Annotated in this window: 8 protein-coding genes and 2 pseudogenes; 6 read left to right on the plus strand and 4 right to left on the minus strand. The window is 50.0% G+C overall.

From position 1 onward, the window contains the following. Positions 1-102: 102 nt before the first annotated feature. The 4 genes from CGZ77_RS12360 to CGZ77_RS00870 all read left to right on the plus strand — a co-directional run bounded on the left by CGZ77_RS12360 (position 103) and on the right by CGZ77_RS00870 (position 8026). Complete coding sequence (locus CGZ77_RS12360; protein WP_369830580.1) at positions 103-5448, plus strand: alpha/beta fold hydrolase; 5346 nt, start codon at positions 103-105, stop codon at positions 5446-5448. An 80-nt stretch (positions 5449-5528) separates the two neighbouring features. Continuing rightward, complete coding sequence (locus CGZ77_RS00860; protein ID WP_094030836.1) at positions 5529-6725, plus strand: DUF262 domain-containing protein; 1197 nt, start codon at positions 5529-5531, stop codon at positions 6723-6725. Positions 6726-6731: 6 nt separating this feature from the next. Next, positions 6732-7361 (plus strand): HEPN domain-containing protein, encoded by a 630-nt coding sequence (locus CGZ77_RS11870; RefSeq protein WP_157697473.1) that lies wholly within the window; start codon positions 6732-6734, stop codon positions 7359-7361. A gap of 272 nt (positions 7362-7633) precedes the next feature. Further along, entirely contained in the window at positions 7634-8026 is a 393-nt protein-coding gene (locus CGZ77_RS00870; protein ID WP_094030837.1) for an SWIM zinc finger domain-containing protein, read from the plus strand. A 146-nt stretch (positions 8027-8172) separates the two neighbouring features. Here CGZ77_RS00870 and CGZ77_RS00875 read toward each other — a convergent pair. Next, positions 8173-8637: pseudogene (locus CGZ77_RS00875) on the minus strand (IS1595 family transposase). Between the two features lie 127 nt (positions 8638-8764). Here CGZ77_RS00875 and CGZ77_RS00880 point away from each other — a divergent pair. Further along, positions 8765-8971 (plus strand): annotated as a pseudogene (locus CGZ77_RS00880) (IS1595 family transposase); the annotation flags it as partial. Between the two features lie 165 nt (positions 8972-9136). Here CGZ77_RS00880 and thiL read toward each other — a convergent pair. Together thiL and CGZ77_RS00890 are read right to left on the minus strand one after the other, a co-directional pair. Beyond that, positions 9137-10096 (minus strand): thiamine-phosphate kinase, encoded by a 960-nt coding sequence (thiL, locus tag CGZ77_RS00885; RefSeq protein ID WP_009426138.1) that lies wholly within the window; start codon positions 10094-10096, stop codon positions 9137-9139. A 585-nt stretch (positions 10097-10681) separates the two neighbouring features. After that, positions 10682-11428: an OmpA family protein gene (locus tag CGZ77_RS00890; RefSeq protein WP_009426136.1), complete on the minus strand. Its 747-nt coding sequence runs from the start codon at positions 11426-11428 to the stop codon at positions 10682-10684. A 400-nt stretch (positions 11429-11828) separates the two neighbouring features. On the opposite strand from CGZ77_RS00890, the gene CGZ77_RS00895 reads away from it, so the two are divergent. Next, positions 11829-12779 carry a LysR substrate-binding domain-containing protein gene (locus CGZ77_RS00895; RefSeq protein WP_009426135.1) on the plus strand — a complete coding sequence of 317 codons (951 nt, stop codon included), beginning with the start codon at positions 11829-11831 and terminating at the stop codon, positions 12777-12779. Between the two features lie 74 nt (positions 12780-12853). Here the strand turns inward: CGZ77_RS00895 and fnr are convergent, their stop codons facing one another. Then, positions 12854-13591 (minus strand): fumarate/nitrate reduction transcriptional regulator Fnr, encoded by a 738-nt coding sequence (fnr, locus tag CGZ77_RS00900; RefSeq protein WP_009426134.1) that lies wholly within the window; start codon positions 13589-13591, stop codon positions 12854-12856. Positions 13592-13691 lie beyond the last annotated feature (100 nt).

The following is a 13691-nucleotide window of genomic DNA, read 5'->3' on the forward strand; positions in this document are numbered from 1 at the left end:
CGCAGGCGGGAATCTTGGTAGAATTTGAGCAACGAATTGTTTTTAAACAATTGCCGAATATCCACTAAGATTCCCGCCTGCGCGGGAGTGGCGGCATAAGCTATGCCGTCTGAAAACAATGTGCGCCGCAAAGGCAGCCTGAAAACCCATTATCCAACCCCATCCGCCATGCAAAACACAAAAAACCTAAATACACTACCCGAACCCAAACCCCGCTACCGCCTGACCAAAATCGGCGAGCAAATGGCACGTCTGCCGATTGACCCGAAAGTCGCCCGCATTTTGCTGGCGGCGAAAAAGCACGACTGTATGGCGGAAATTCTGGTGATTGTGTCCGCGCTGTCCATCCAAGACCCGCGCGAGCGGCCGCTGGAAGCGCGTGAAGCCGCCTCCAAGGCGCATGAGCGCTTTGCCGACAAGCAGTCGGATTTTCTCGCCTACCTGAATATTTGGGACAGCTTCCAGCGCGAGCGCGACAAGGGTTTGTCCAACAAGCAGCTGGTGCAGTGGTGCCGCCAATATTTCCTGTCGCACCTGCGGATGCGCGAATGGCGCGAGCTGCATCACCAGCTTGCCCAAACCGCGATTGAAATGGGTTTGACCACCAAGGAAGCGGCTTTCAGACGACCTCCCGAAGCCAAACAGCTCACGTCGTCTGAAAATGCGGGCGATCAAGACTTATCCGTCAAACTCAAACAAAAACAACTGGATAAGAAACAACACCGTGCCCAAATCCGCGCCGCCAAAGAAGCGGGCTACGAGCAAATCCACCGCGCCCTGCTCACGGGGCTGATTGCCAATGTCGGCATGAAATCGCCCGACGGCAACGATTACACGGGCGCGCGCGGCAGCCGTTTTCATCTGTTTCCCGCGTCCGCGCTGTTCAAATCCAAGCCCAAATGGGTGATGGCGGCGGAGCTGACCGAAACCACGCGCCTTTACGCGCGCGATGTGGCGGCGATTCAGCCCGAATGGATTGAGCAGGAAGCGCCGCATTTGGTGAAATATCATTATTTTGAGCCGCATTGGGAGCAAAAGCGCGGCGAAGTCGTCGCCAGCGAACGCGTTACGCTTTATGGCCTGACCGTGCTGCCGCGCCGCCCCGTCGCCTACGGCAGAATCGCCCCCGCAGAATCCCGTGAAATCTTTATCCGCAGCGCGCTGGTGGCGCAGGAATGCGACTTGAAAGCGGACTTTTTTTTCCACAACAAAAAGCTGATTAAGGAAATTACCGAACTCGAACACAAATCGCGCAAGCAAGACGTGCTGGTCGATGACGAAGCGCTGTTTGCGTTTTATAACGAACGGCTGCCCGATTTTTATACGGCGGATGCGGTTTCAGACGGCCTGCACACCGAAAGCAGCCTGCACCCCCGAAGGCTACCTGAAAACCAACATGCCTGTTTCCCTGCTGGAACGTTAGTGCATACCGACAAAGGACCTGTGCCAATTGAACATATTCGTGTAGGCGACCATGTTTTGTCGCGTTCGGAATATGGCGGAACAGATGCGCCCACTGCCTACAAAACCGTTCTACGTGCTTTCTGCTCTGGAGAGAGCACGCTGGTTCGGTTGATGCTTTGCTCGGATAACCAAGATAGCAAACATCCGTCCCCTGTTTATCAAGCCTTAATGACGGCCAACCATCCTTTGTGGGATACCGTTTTGCAAAAATGGAGACCTGCTGCCGAGCTGGAAAAAGGTACTTTGCTGGCTTGCGCAAACGGTAACACTTTACGCGTGTTGTCGTTGGAACATTTTGAAAAATCTACGACCGATACCGTCATCTACAACCACCGTCTGACTGTTTCCGGTACTGAAATTGCCTATTACAGCGTTGGGAATACAGCAGGGCGTCCCATTCTATTACTGCATGGCGGCGGTGTGGATTCAGCACTGTTGTCTTGGCAAGAGGTCATGCAAAAATGGCAGGATGATGATTACTACCTGATTGCCCCCGATTGGCCTGGATATGGGGCAAGCGAGAAGCCTAATGTAAACTATTCAATTGACTATTATGAGCAATTCCTAAATCAACTAATAACTTCCCTAAATCTATCTAACCCCATATTGTGCGGCCTATCTATGGGTGGCGCTGTTGCATTGCAATATGCGCTGCACCATCCGCAGCAGGTGGAAAAACTGGTATTGCTCGCGCCATGGGGTATCAGTCGCAGTGCTCCATTGTCTGGTATTGGCAAATGGTATGCCAAATCGCGCCTAAACCGCTTGAGCTACCGTTTGTGCGCTAGTCGCTGGCTGACCCGCTATCTGATTGCCACTACGTTAATTGGCGACCCGCAACGTATCACACCCGAAACTGTTGATTCCGTACGCGCCGCTGCGTTGGATAAAGACGCGGGTAAAGCGTTCCAATCGTTCCAAATTAACGAAATCGGCGATAGCCAACAAATAGGCCGCCTGCTACCACAATTACCTTCGCTATCTATGCCTGTATTGTTAGTGCATGGAGAGAATGATCCAGGTGTACCACTATCAGATGCACAAGCTGCCGCCAGTAGCATTCCAAATTCACGGTTAGAGGTGTTTGGGCAACACAAGCACTGGGCACAAAAAGAAAGCCCGCAACGTTTTGCTGATTTGCTGCGAGATTTCTGCTGCCATGAGCAACCTTCCTCCGCCGTGTCGAGAGTGCCTGTTTATAATTTGGAAGTGGAAGATTTTCATACCTATTTCATCGGAGAACAAGCAATTTGGGTACACAACTGCGATATGCAAATCCAGCCTGAAAAAATATTGTCAGACGCCCCCAAACCCGAACCCCTGCCCGAATACTGCCGCCCCAAAATCCGCATTGCAGACGATGCCGAACAGCGCGACCGCTTGTGCAGGCTGCTTGTCGCGCAAAACCAGCACGATTTGGCGACATGGGCGATGCAGTGCGTTCAACATATCCTGCCGTTGCTGCCCGATGCAGTAGAAGCAGACGCCGTTCACGACGCATTCGATTTGCTCAAACGTTGGCAAAACGGACAGGCAGACGTTGCGCAACTGCGGCAGACAGGTTTTGCGCTGCACAAGCTGGCAAAAGAACAGCAAAATCCCGTTGCTACCGCCGTGTTACGCGCCGCAGGTCAGGCGGTGGGCGTCGGGCATATGAAGGAACATGCGCCCGTGTGCGGCGACTACGCCGTCAAAGCCGTGGGCTTGGCAAACGGACAAAATCCGCAAGCCGTCAGCCAAGAACGGCAGTGGCAGCTTGAACAATTACAGCAAATCGCCGCACAACCAAGCAGCCTGCACCCGGAAAGGCTACCTGAAAACACAACCGGCACACTTTCAGACAACCTCAAACCCAAAAAGCAGCCTGCACCCCAAAAAGGCCGTCTGAAACCAAATATCCGTCCCGCCGCAAACAGCGATGCCGCCGCCCTTGCCGAATTGTTCTGCCGTGCCGTCAAACACATCTCAAACAGCCATTACAGCGAGCAGGAAAAAAACGCATGGCTGCAAGGCGCAGACGATGCCGAGTTTTGGCAACAACGCATTGACAGCGGTAATGTCCGCGTGGCAACGCATAACGGGCGCATGCTCGGTTTTATTGAATACCAGCCCGAACAAAGCCACCTAAACTGTCTCTTTACCGACCCGAGCCACCAGCGGCAAGGTATTGCCACTGCGCTGCTGGCTGCCGTTTTGCCGTCGGCAGACAGTGGTACGGCAGTCAGCGCAGATGTGTCCAAAGCCGCAGCGGCATTTTTCCAAAATCAGGGTTTTGTGCTGCAACACGAAAACCAAATTCCGCGCAACGGCACGGTCTTGACCAATTACTGCATGGTTCGTCAGGCAGACAGCCTGAAAGCCCAAAAGCAGCCTGAAAACGTAGGTCGGATTCTTGAATCCGACAAAACTTTTGACGCTGCACAAACGTCGGATACGAGTATCCGACCTACACGCCTTTCAGGCAGCCTGAAGCCCCAAACGCCGTCTGAAAAACCCCTCGCCGACATCCGCACCTTCGCCGCATGGCTCAAAACCGCCGAGCGCGACAACCCGCGCCTGTTATTCCTCAGCCGCGACGACCTCATGCAGCACGCCGCCGCACACATCACCGAAGAACAATTCCCCAAACACTGGCAAACCGCAGACGGCAAATTCAAACTCAGCTACCGCTTCGAGCCGCACCACCCGCTCGACGGCGTTACCCTCACCCTGCCGCTCACCGTGCTCAACCGCATCAGCCCCGCCGCCCTCGAATGGCTCGTGCCCGGCATGATACGAGAAAAAATCCAGCTACAAATCAAAGCACTGCCCAAACAAATCCGCCGCATCTGCGTGCCCGTGCCCGAATTCATCACCCAATTTTTAAGCCAAAACCCCGACCGCAACGCCCCCATCCTGCCCCAGCTTGCCCAAGCCATCGCCAAAACCGCAGGCGACATCCGCATACTCGAGCACATCAACCAAGACGAATGGGCCGCGTTCAGACTGCCCGAACACTGCTATTTCAACCTCCGCATCATCGACGACGGCGGACAAGAATTAGCCATGGGGCGCGATTTAATCCAAATCCAACAACAACTTGGCAAAGCCGCCGCCACCACCTTCCGCGACAACACCCAAGAATTCGAGCGCGACAACGTTACCGCATGGGACATCGGCACCCTGCCCGAATCCATCAAATTCGCCCGCGGCAAACAACAGCTCACCGGCTACCTCGGCCTACAAAAAGAAAAAGTCGGCCGCATCGCCCTGCGCCTGTTCGACACGTCTGCCGCCGCCGAGCAAGCCCACCGATTAGGCGTAATCGAACTCATGAAACTACAACTAAAAGAACAAGTTAAAGACCTGAACAAAGGCATCCAAGGCTTCACCCAAGCCGCCATGCTGCTCAAACACATCAACGCCGACACCCTGCGCGACGACCTCACCCAAGCCGTCTGCGACCGCGCCTTTATCGGCGAAGACGAGCTGCCGCGCAACGAAAAAGCCTTCAAAGAACAAATCAAACGCGCCCGCAGCCGCCTGCCCGCCGTCAAAGAAGCCCTCAGCCGCTATTTGCAGGAAACCGCCGCCGCCTACGCCGAACTGAACAGCAAACTCGGCAAACACCCGCTCACCCACCTCATGCGCCAACGCCTGCAAACCCTGCTCGCCCCCGGCTTCGCCACCCGCACCCCGTGGGCACAATGGCCGCGCCTCCCCATCTACCTAAAAGCCATGACCCTGCGCCTTGAAAAATACAGCAGCAACCCCACCCGCGACGCAGCCCGCGAAGCCGATATTCAAGAACTGGAACAAATGTGGCAGGAAAAAACCGACAGCTTGGTGAAACAAGGACAGCCCGCTTCAGACGACCTCGCTGCGTTTAGATGGATGATTGAAGAATTGAGAGTGTCGCTGTTTGCGCAGGAATTGAAGACACCGTATCCGGTGTCGGTGAAGCGGTTGTTGAAGGAGTGGGATAATATAAAACTTACTTACTAAATCAATGTACAATCTTGCAAGATTAGTGTAATATTTACCAACATATATTATTAATAATTTGGTCAATAGGTATATTGCTTATGAAAATCAATGATTTATTTGATATTGAAGATGATCAAGATGTAACTGAGGATTTAGACTTTGACTCTAAATCCATTCCTAATGTAGTTGTTAGTAGCAATGATTGGACTACTGAAACCATCATAAGACAGATAGAAAAAGGAAATATCATCTTAAATCCTGATTTTCAAAGGAGAGATGCTTGGGATAAGAAAAAGAAAAGCCAATTTATAGAATCTTTGATTTTAGGTTTACCAATCCCTCAAATAGTGTTAGCAGAATCTAAAGATCAAAAAGGTAAATATATTGTATTGGATGGAAAGCAGCGTTTACTTAGCTTACGTCAATTTACAATACCCAAAAACAGCTTGGATTATAAAAAATTTAATCTACAAGGATTGGATATTCGAAAAAAACTTAATAAAAAAAGCTATGAAGACTTGTCGCAAGATATTGAGTTATCAGATGATTTTTCAAGCTTTGAAAATCAACCTATTAGAACAGTAGTAATAAAAAACTGGATGAGTGAAGATTTTTTATATCTAGTATTCTTAAGATTAAATACAGGAAGTGTGCCGTTATCAACTCAAGAGCTAAGGCAAGCTCTTCACCCTGGAGAATTCGTTAAATTTTTAAATAAAAAATCGATGAAAAGTCAAGAATTAAAGCATATTCTTGGTTTAAAAGATGATACGGTTGATTTCAGGATGAGGGATACAGAATTATTATTAAGATTTTTTGCTTTTAAAAATTTCATAGATAAATACACAGGAAACCTGAAGAGCTTTTTAGATTCCACATGTTATTTGTTAAATAAGGCATGGCTTGAAAATTTAGAAAAAAAAGAAGACTTAGAAAATCAGTTCGATTTATTCACAAAGGCTCATTCTCGTATAGTAGAAATTTTTGGTGAAAATGCTTATCGAAAATGGAATAAAGTGTCTTATGAATCTCGATTTAATAGAGCAATATACGATATTATGATTTTGACTTTCTCTGATCAAGAGGTTTTAAAAAAAACAGAAGATAATAAACTTCATAATACAATTGAAAAAGGCTTTAAAGATTTATGTTCTAACAAGGAAGATTTTCTAAAATCACTTGAAACTACTACTAAGAGCCTTTCATCCACTCAATGTAGAATAAATACCTGGTCATTATTTTTAAACGAAACTATTGGGACTAATTTGCCCAAATATACTCTAGTGTCGGATTAATAAATTATGAACCCTAAAAATATAAGAACAAAGCTACTAAATGATCTACAAAAAAGATTATCTTATCTTCGAAATAGTATGTTACCTAAGAAATTTGATGCATTGGGTAACTATGATGATCAAACTATCTTATTAACAGAGGCTTATATATTACTAGTACATGCAGAAATAGAATCCTATATTGAAACCGTTTGTCACGATTTGATTAAACATGTTGCTAAACAATGGGCTGATGAATCTAAAACTTCTCCGACTCTTTTTTGCTTATTAGCTTCATACCACCATAGCTGGGTTGAACAAGAAGGAGAACCGAAGAAAGCAAAAGATATTAAGGAAGCAATTAAGCTGGCTACGTCACAATATTCCCATATCATTAAATCAAATCATGGAATAAAACGTAATGATTTAAAAAAGATAATTATTCCGACAGGGGTTGATTATAATAATCTAGATGATTCTTGGATAAATAATATGGATGCATTTGGTAGTGATAGGGGGAAAATCGCGCATACTTCACATAAAAGTAGAATAAATTCTAGTGTTAGTCCACAAGACTCTCTAAATAAGTCAAATTCCCTTCTTGAAGGAATAAAAAAATTTGACCAAGAAATCATTAAACTATATTTAAGTTCGTAAACTTTTGACAATGCATATCAAAAAATCAATATACGGTGCTTTTATCTACTCACGCCATTTTCAGCCAAACCCAAGCAAACCGTAGCCTAGATCCAACCGCGTGTATGTATCTTCTCACCTCCCCCCTTTCTACTCCACCAAAAGGTCGTCTGAAACCCATTTTCAGACGACCTTTTGCCTCTTTGCTAAACAAATCTTCCCGCAACCCTCTCCCCAAACATCGCCCAAACCAGTAAACTCCCCATGTTTCAACAACTTCTTGGAAGCAAACCATGTCCGGTATCTATCTACCCCGCCGATTTCCGCCCCACATCGCCGAACGCGGACTGCTGTATTTTCAGCAGGGCAAGGTTCGCGATGTCCAAAAAACTTCCGCCGGGCGTTATCGGGCGGAGGTGTTCGGTTCGGAAAACTATTCGGTATGGCTGAAGCTGGATAATGATTTGTACATTAAGGACGGGGGCTGCGATTGCCCTTATAGCGGGGCGCGCAAGCATATGGCGGCGTTATGGTATGCGGTGCGCGCCCAAATGCCGGATAAACAAGCTGACGAATCCGGCGTGCAGCAGCCTGAAATCATTCTCTTTGTATTGTGCTCTAACACCAAAGGCTACCTGAAAACCATTTTTCAGGTAGCCTTTCTCTTAGGGGCTGACGTAGATTAGCCCTAAATTCCACACCACTCCCGCAAGATTTTTAGCTGCCGGGACGGTGTGCCGAAGTTAAACCGAAATTCGCATTCTTTCAAGAACAACGGGAAAGATTTGCGATCGATTCCGTTGTATTTGCGCAAGACGCGTTTCGCCTGATTTCAAAAGTTTTCAATGCCGTTAATGTGGTTCTGGCGGTCTGCAAATTCCTTGGAATGGTTGATGCGGTAATGGATGAAACCGCGCACGTCCAACTTGTCGTAACTGCTCAGACTATCGGTATAAACAATGCTGTCCGGCATGATTTTTTTTTGATGGCAGGGAGTAACGTTTCAGACTTGGTATTATCCACCACAACGGTATAGACCCCGTCCGTTGCGTTTCAGAATGCCAAAGACAACCACTTTTCCTGCCGCACCGCGACCGCGTCTGCCTTTACGCCGTCCGCCGAAATAGCTTTCATCCAACTCGACAGGGCCTTCAAAAACCTCATCGGCAACCAAGGCCAGATAATGGCTGATAACCATACGAATTTTGCGGTAGAACAGAATGGCGGAGTTGGGCTGAATGCCCAAAATATCGGCAGCTGAACGGGCGGTAACTTCGAGTACAAAAAATTGAAGCATTTTCTTTTAAATACTCTTTTTTAGTTTACAACGGGTTATCTTCGTTTTTGCAGTCTAACATGACTGCTTATCTAGTACAGCCCCAATGAGTTTGCTCGTGGAGCGCAACATATTAACGGTATTGAGTATTAATCAAAGCAAGCTGTTTGCCGACAGACAGAACCATATCAACGGCATTGAAAATTTCTGGAATCAGGCAAAGCGCGTACTGCGCAAATACAATGGAATCGACCGTAAATCTTTCCCGCTTTTCTTGAAAGAATGCGAGTTCCGTTTTAACTTTGGCACACCCTCCGAGCAGCTTAAAGTGCTGCGCCGGTGGTGTGAAATTTAGGGCTTATCTAGTACAGCCCCTTTTTATTTTGACTCACTATAAAACTTCGTTTTCAGAAACGCCCTCCCGCGAAGGTGGAAGCGGCCTTAGAAGCTTCACGCGGAAAGGCCGATACGGATTGGCGACAATGTCGGAAACTCCGAACAGGTTTTCAAACGCCGCTGCTCAGGAAAAATGGTCGTAACCGCCGCGTGCCAAATGTATCGGCCGCCCCGCCGCATCGCGCACCTGTAGGCCGTGTTGCGCCGTAATCCTGCCGATGCGGCAGACCTCCGTTTGACACTGCCGCGCCGCCTGCTCCACTTCGGCGCGCCGCGCCGGAGAAGCGGTAAACAGCAGCTCGTAATCGTCGCCGCCTGCCAGCACGCATTGCCGCCGCACCACTTCGGGCAGGCACTCCCGCAAGACAGGCAGAACGGGCAGCCTGTCTTCCTCAATCTCCGCGCCGACGCCCGATGCATCGAGAATATGCGTCAAATCCTGTATCAGGCCGTCTGAAATATCCTGCGCGGCATTGGCCAGCGTTAACAGTGCCTGTCCCAAAGCCACGCGCGGCACGGGGCGCAGCAGAGCCCGGCGGCAATGCTCTGCGGCCGGTTCGGGCAAAACCGCCTTGTCCAGCATATGCTGCAAAGCTGCCGCCGCCGAGCCGATATGCCCCGACACCCAAACATCGTCGTCCACCCGCGCCCCGCTGCGGCGCAATCCCAAACCCTGCGGCACATCGCCGATAATCGTGACGTTGAAGACTGAATGTCCTTTGGTGGTATCCCCACCAATCAGCGAAACGCCGTATTCGGCACAAAGCGCGAAAAAACTGTCGCAAAACAAGCGCAGCCATGTTGCATCCAGCTCGGGCAGCGCCGCACTCAGCAACACCCAGCGCGGCCGCGCACCCATCGCCGCCATGTCCGACAAATTAACCGCCAAAACCTTGTGCGCCACATCCTGCGGCGCCGTATCGGCAAAAAAATGCCTCCCCGCCAGCAACATATCGCTGCTAACACACAAATCCCTACCCCGTTCGGGACGAACCACGGCTGCATCATCGCCAATCCCAAGCAATACCGCCTTGTCTTTCGCCGCATCGGCAAGATAGGTTTTGATAAAGTCAAACTCGTTCATTGTCTGCCGCCTCCTGTATTTACGTTTTTTATTCTGCTGTTTTTATTTCGCCGTTTTGGTTCCATTGTTTTCTGTACTGTATTTTCCAAATGCAAAAAAAAACACCGGATTTGCCATTTTTTGCCGCCGCCATTCACAGCTTAGACTTTGGCAGCACGCAACCATCGCACACCGTTTCATTTTCAGCCGGACAAAATCAGGGGACAAAACGCCGGGCAGCAAATTTTCCATTTCGGCCGATTATATCTGCGTAAAACCAAACTGAAACAACACGGAAAGATACAAGACCGCAAGCCGCAGACAGTACACCTAAGTACGGGCAGGTTTGCTTGGCATTTTTAATACCTTACTTAGCACACCTGCCCTATTCGAGCTAAGACACAGCAACGCCGTAGATTTTCGTGTTGGTTCACTATATTTAACCGCACTGCGGTATTTCCGCCAGGCCGTCTGAAAACAAAGAAATGCCCCACCCGACGAAGCTGCTACCACAAACAAAACGGCTACCCTGCACACATCAAAAAACCGCACATAAAACCTATGAAAAGAAAAAACCCCGCATTCGCGGGGTTTTTCAAAATCATCTTACCAACGGGTGTAACCGTGGATGCTGGAACGCTCACCCGGCAACCAGTGGTTGTCGCTGGCAGGACGCTCGCCGAGAGCTTCAGCACCGGCAGAAACCTGACGCTGAACCACGCTGCGGATTTTCACATCTACGCGGCGGTCGGGTTCGATACATGCGATCAACTGTGCACGGCGTTTGGCTTTGGACAGTTTTTTGCCTTTGAGCTGGTCTTCGCAGGTTGCGGTCATCTGAGCTTGGGATTCGCCCAAACCGACTGCGGAAATCTTGCCTGCGGGTACGCCTTGGTTTACAAGGTAGTTTGCCACTACATTGGCGCGGCGTTCGGACAGAGCCTGGTTGTACTGCTCGGAGCCCATGAAGTCGGTATGGCCTTCTACGCGGACAGCCTGTATGTTTTCGTTGGACAGGCGGCCTGCCAAGTCGTTCAGGGTGTCGATGGCCTGCGGACGCAGGTTGTCTTTGTCGAAGCCGAACAGGGTGTTGGCGGACAGCGATACGGTTTCGTCTACAAATTCGGGAGCGGCAGGAGCTTGGGCTTCTGCGTCGCCGCACTCGATACGACCCTGTGTCGCTTTGTCGAAGTACATGGTACGCCAGCACTCTTCATAGTTGTTGCGGACGATTTCCTGAGATTCGCGGCTGACTACATAGCCGTGTTTGGTATGCGGCTCACTGGCTGCCAATGCGTTGGCAGAAGCGATAGCGGCAACGATTAATGCACCTAATTTAAGCTGTTTGGTCATTATTATTCCCTCATCAAAAGATTGTTAATGCAATGACCTGTGAGACCATTACAAAGCACAATATACAGGCCGCAGCGTGACGGCAACCAGAATATACAAGTCCGCACTATAAAAATCCCGATGCAAACTGTCAATATCCCGCTGCCTCCTGTGCGGGCAGCAACCTGTTTCCTAATGCCGCATCATGCCGAAAAATCAATTTTCTGTCACTTATTTACCGGAAAAAACGCTGCCTCCTTTATTAAAGTTGCGCAAAAACAACAGGAACTTTTTACCGCCAGACACTTCCGCCATTCGCCGTTGCAGCTCTCCAACCCTTTATCTGCCGCGGTTTTCTGCCATTAGGATTTGTTTTTATGTTAAAGTCCGCAGCCCGATTCCGCATTCCGCCGCCATACTTATGAAACTGCAACAGCTGCGCTACGCGCTCGAAGTCTACAAACACAATCTCAACGTCTCCGAAGCGGCGGATGCTCTGTTCACGTCGCAGCCCGGCGTATCCAAGCAAATCCGCCTTTTGGAAGAGGAACTCGGCATCCGCATCTTTATCCGCAGCGGCAAGCGCATCGTTTCCGTTTCGCAGCCGGGCAAGGCGGTTTTACAGACGGCCGAGAGGATTTTGCACGATATCCAAAACATCAAAAAAATCGGCAGCGAGTTTGCCAAACAAGACGGCGGGGTGCTCACGCTCGCCGCCACGCACACTTTGGCGCGCTATGTTTTACCGCCTGTGGTGGCGCAGTTTGCCAAAGCCTATCCGAAGGTGCGGCTGGTTATCCGACAAGGGACACCCGAGGAAATCCGCCGGATGGTTTCAGAAGGCCTGACGGATTTTGCCGTGACATCGGAACTTTCCGATTACGGCACAGAGCTGCGCGGCATTTCCTGTTCGAGCTGGCATTACGGTCTGCTCGTGCCGAACGATCATCCGCTGCTCGATCACAAAGGCGCACTGTCTGTCCGAGCCATTGCGTCCTATCCCTTAATCGCCTACGAATCTGCTTTCGTGCGCGGCAGCGTACTTTCGCGCGCGTTCGCCAAAGCAGACATTGCCGAACCGGAGATCGCCGTCTCGGTGGCCGACAACGATGCGCTGAAAACCTACGTCCGACTGGGACTGGGCGTCGGCCTGATGGCCAAGCCGGCCTACGACAAAACGGCAGATGCGGATCTGACGCTGGTCGATATTCCCTATCTTACCGAACCCTGCCACACCGGCCTGCTGCTGCGCAGCGACAGCTATCTGCGCGGATATGTTTACGGTTTTATCGAACTCTTCGATCCGTCTTTAACCAAGGCGCGGCTCGACCAACTTCTGTATACGCCCGTTGTCGAAGACTTTTCGATTTAGGCCGTCTGAAAAAGCAAAAGCGCCGCAGAACGTTTGCTCTGCAGCGCTTTTGCTTTTTCAGACGGCCTCTTTATTCAAACTGTGTGCATACTGCCGCCGGATACCATTCTGTTCAGCACTTCCGGTTTCAGTAATTTGATGTGTTTATGCTCCACCGAAATCAGCTCTTCCTGATGGAAACGCGAAAGCGTGCGGCTGACCGTTTCCAGTTTCAGCCCCAAATAGCTGCCGATTTCCTCGCGCGACATACGCAGGATGAAATCATTGGCGGCAAAACCCCTGTGGTGCAGCCTTTGCGACAAGTTCAGCAAAAAGGCGGCAATCCGCTCTTCGGCACGCATATTGCCCAACAGCAGCATCACACCCTGATCGCGCACAATCTCGCGGCTCATCAGGCGGAAGAAATGCGTTTGGATGCTCGGAATCACTTTGCTGAGCTCTTCCATATGGCCGAACGGCAACTCGCACACCTCGCTGTCTTCCAAAGCCACCGCATCGCAACTGTGCGCATGCGTACAGATACCGTCCATCCCGATCAATTCGCCGGACATAAAAAAACCGGTTACCTGATCGCGGCCGTCCTGCGAAGCGACAGTCGTTTTGAAAAAACCGGTGCGGATGGCGAAAAAGGAATGGAAAGACTCGCCCGAACGGAACAGAAACTCGCCTTTTTTCAGCCTGTGGCTCTGTCGGATAACGGTGTCCAACTGCTCGAATTCATTGGGACGCAGGCCGACGGGCAGGCACAGCTCGCGCAGCGAACAGGTCGAACAAAGCGTCTTCATCGGTTGTAGCAAAGTGTGTGCGGCCATACTGGTTACAGTCCTTAATTTTTTGCACCTGAGGCAAACTGTATACAATTCGCCTTGACTAATATCAAAGTATCATCATCGGCTTTGTGCCATTCTAGCA

Origin of the sequence: Neisseria sp. KEM232 (assembly GCF_002237445.1) — a bacterium.
In the GTDB taxonomy this organism is placed as follows: domain Bacteria; phylum Pseudomonadota; class Gammaproteobacteria; order Burkholderiales; family Neisseriaceae; genus Neisseria.

Coding starts and splice junctions, on each gene's coding strand:
- CGZ77_RS00860 (WP_094030836.1), top strand. CDS start 5,529: ATGAAAATCAATGATTTATTTGATATTGAAGATGATCAAGATGTAACT.
- CGZ77_RS00895 (WP_009426135.1), top strand. CDS start 11,829: ATGAAACTGCAACAGCTGCGCTACGCGCTCGAAGTCTACAAACACAAT.
- thiL (WP_009426138.1), bottom strand. CDS start 10,096: ATGAACGAGTTTGACTTTATCAAAACCTATCTTGCCGATGCGGCGAAA.
- fnr (WP_009426134.1), bottom strand. CDS start 13,591: ATGGCCGCACACACTTTGCTACAACCGATGAAGACGCTTTGTTCGACC.
- CGZ77_RS11870 (WP_157697473.1), top strand. CDS start 6,732: ATGAACCCTAAAAATATAAGAACAAAGCTACTAAATGATCTACAAAAA.
- CGZ77_RS12360 (WP_369830580.1), top strand. CDS start 103: ATGCCGTCTGAAAACAATGTGCGCCGCAAAGGCAGCCTGAAAACCCAT.
- CGZ77_RS00870 (WP_094030837.1), top strand. CDS start 7,634: ATGTCCGGTATCTATCTACCCCGCCGATTTCCGCCCCACATCGCCGAA.
- CGZ77_RS00890 (WP_009426136.1), bottom strand. CDS start 11,428: ATGACCAAACAGCTTAAATTAGGTGCATTAATCGTTGCCGCTATCGCT.